Consider the following 3094-nt stretch of genomic DNA (forward strand, 5'->3'; position numbering starts at 1 on the left):
GATCTCACGTTCGAAGAACGAGAAATCTTCCGCCGCGCCTCGCACTGGTGCCGACGTATCGACACCCGCTGCGCCCGCCGCCTCTTTCAGCGCCGGCATGATGGACTCGAGCGTCTTCGGATCGCTGCCTGTGACGTACGCCTGCTGCCTGAAGTTGACGGCCGCCGTGGCTCCGTAAGTTTTTGCGAGTCCATCGACGGAGGTTTGAATCAATTCCTTCAGGTTCTGCAGCCGATCTTCGCTGTAGGTGCGGATGGTTCCTTGCAAGCTCGCGTCGCCGGGCAGGATGTTGGGCCTGACACCCGCTTGCACCATCCCGATGGTGACCACGTTGGGCACATCGAAGACGTTGACCTGGCGCGAAGTGATGGTCGCCATGCTCTTCACGATGTCCGCCGAGAGATTGATCAGGTCCGTGCCCTCCCACGGGCGGCCGCCGTGCGTTTGGCGCCCTTTCAAATCGATTCGCAGATCGGTAGAACTTGCTAGCAACGGGCCGTAGCGCACGTCGATGCGACCGAGCACGCCGGGCTCGACGTGAAGCGCAAATATTGCGTCGGGCTTTGGATTGGTCAGTGCGCCCTCTTTGATCATCAAGGGCGCGCCACCTTCTTCGCCCGGCGGTGCACCTTCTTCCGCCGGCTGGAAGATGAAGACGATCGTGCCTGCGATTTGACTGCGCATGCTCGCGAGCACTTGCGCTGCGCCCATCAGAATGGCGGTGTGCGCGTCGTGGCCGCACGCGTGCATCACTGGGACGGTCTTGCCGTTCTCTTCCGTTGTGACTTTCGAGGCGAACGCAAGCCCGGTTTGTTCTTCCACCGGCAGCGCATCCATGTCCGCTCTCAGCGCGATGGTTTTACCCGGCTTCGCACCTTTCAGAACGGCTACGACGCCGGTTTTCGCTATTCCCGTTCTTACTTCCAGGCCCAACGCCTGCAGATGCTTCGCCACCAGCGCACTCGTGCGCACTTCACGATTGCTCAGCTCCGGGTGCTGATGGATATCTCGCCGCCAGGAGATGACTTGCTGCTCGATCGCCGCAACCTTGCCGTTGACCGTCGCGCTCTGCGCGAGCGCTCCGGTGGAGAAGACCGCGCCTCCAGCTAGAGCTAGCGCAATAGCTGCGCGCATGCCAACTCCGCCCATCTTCTCCGCACACGTAAGCGTCATAACTCAACCTTCCGGCGGCGGCTGAGTGCCGTGCTTCTGATCCATCGCCTGCCGCTCCTCATGCAACGTCCGATGCTGCAAATAAGTCAGCCCGGCATTGAGCGAATACTGAAACTGCTTATTCCAAGCCACTCTCTGCGCCTCGGGCAGCTTACGAACCTTCATCCGCAACTTGTATCTCTGATCCGCAGTGAGCTTCAAATACTCATCGGACACAGGCACCTTGATCCCACCGGGCGGCTTCGCAGCAAAGACAGCCGGAGTCGCCAGGGAAGGAGCCTTCGCCGAAGGTGCCAACGCAAAGCGCACTCCGCGACTGATGGCGGAAGGAATCACCGTCCCATGATCCTCCCCAGCAAACAAAACAAACTTGGCCTCAATGCCAGAAAGCTTGGACAAGTAATCCGCAAACTCCCGCGCATTGTCGACCTGCTTCCGCTCCAGCAAGCTAGCAGGATTCGATCCCTGCCCAGCTACCGAAGGAAAATCCGGATCCGCCGCCTGCTCATACTCGCCAACCGTGATGAGCACGCGCGGTGTCACCTGCTGCGTCTGTAACTTGGGCTCGAGCCGACCACGCACATTGTCCTTCTGCATGAACCGATTCTCGAACCAGATCGACGGACTGGCGGCGACGAAATTGTCGACCAGGCCAGGCGCGTTGATCAGCGCATACAACGTGAACAAGCCACCATACGAGTGGCCGAACAACGTCTCGCTCTTCGAATCAATCTGGAACCGCGAAGCCACATCCGGCTGCAACTCATTAGCGATGAACCGCAGGAACGCCTCCGCCCCACCCTGTCCCGCCGCCGGCGTGGAACTCACAGACGGTGTGAGATCAACCTGCCGCTCGACGTTCGCTTTCAAATCTTCGGGATACCCGATGCCGACGACCACCGTGCCGCGACCAGTCGGCCGCCGTTCGGACGCACGAACCGTTTCCACCATCGTGGCGAACATGATGTTCGCATCGAGCACATAAACAACCGCATAGCCTTCCGCAGGCTGAGGCTTGGTCGGCAGCGCTGTATAGATCTGATAGCGCCGGCCATTCTCCTTCCCAACCATCTCGCGAACTTCAACGTTCGGCAGCGCATCGGCGGCGCGCGCAACGCCGGCCCAGCTCGCGCAAGCGAGCGCAACCAACAACAGTGTCTGAGAAAGCGTTCTAACCATGGTCATGCGTCACTTCGTAGGCGCGAAAATCGCGGTCACTTTGCTGGAATTGAACACATAGGTCTCGACGAAGTCGGACCAAGTGCATGGCTGCCCAAGCTCACTCATCGCACCGGCCAGCGCGTACCAGTTCAACAGCTCATGCTCGCCTGAGAGCTCCAATTGCTCCAACGTCGTGTCGGTCCAAACATTCCAGTCGCCGCGAGTGAGTGCCTCATACATGCGCTTGTCGAGCGCCACGTCAGGTTGCATGCGATAGGTTTGATCGTTCAAAAAAGCGTGCGACCAGCTCGACGATGCCACCAGCGCCACGCGATACGGACTGTCACGGAAGATCCGCGCCACCTCGGCACCGAGCTTGAAGATCCGCTTCGGCGACGGCGACGGCGGATCGAGCTCACGACCGCGATCGGCCAACCGACTGATGAAGCCGCGATAGCTGATGACCGAGCGGCCATAACAATTCACTTGGAACGGCACCACCGGATACGGGAAGCCGCGACGGTCATAGTCGAGGTACAGCAGTGAGTTCAAGAACGCATGCGGCAAGCTCGGGTGATGTAGCGGCTTGTAGGCATACGCGACATCGAACTCACGTTCCAGCAATTGTTCGGTCAGGAACTTGGCCGCCTTGCGATGGCCACGCATCAACAGCGAATGTTCCTTACGCTCGCGCCAGACGTTGGGCTTGCCGCCGCCCCACTCGTCCTCGGTCTTGGAGAACATGGCCGACTCCGACGCA

The 3094-nt window shown here is 60.0% G+C and carries 2 protein-coding genes and 1 pseudogene; all 3 read right to left on the minus strand.

The annotated features are described in order from the left end of the window. A partial coding sequence (locus tag JNL55_RS08140) for an amidohydrolase (protein WP_293851786.1) occupies positions 1 to 1134 on the minus strand: 1134 nt, incomplete at its 3' end. A gap of 42 nt (positions 1135 to 1176) precedes the next feature. Continuing rightward, on the minus strand, positions 1177 to 2358 hold the full coding sequence (locus tag JNL55_RS08145; protein ID WP_293851788.1) for an alpha/beta hydrolase: 1182 nt from the start codon (positions 2356 to 2358) through the stop codon (positions 1177 to 1179). Between the two features lie 3 nt (positions 2359 to 2361). Beyond that, positions 2362 to 3094: pseudogene (locus JNL55_RS08150) on the minus strand (extradiol ring-cleavage dioxygenase); the annotation flags it as partial.

The organism is Steroidobacter sp. (genome assembly GCF_016790065.1).
Lineage (GTDB): Bacteria > Pseudomonadota > Gammaproteobacteria > Steroidobacterales > Steroidobacteraceae > Steroidobacter.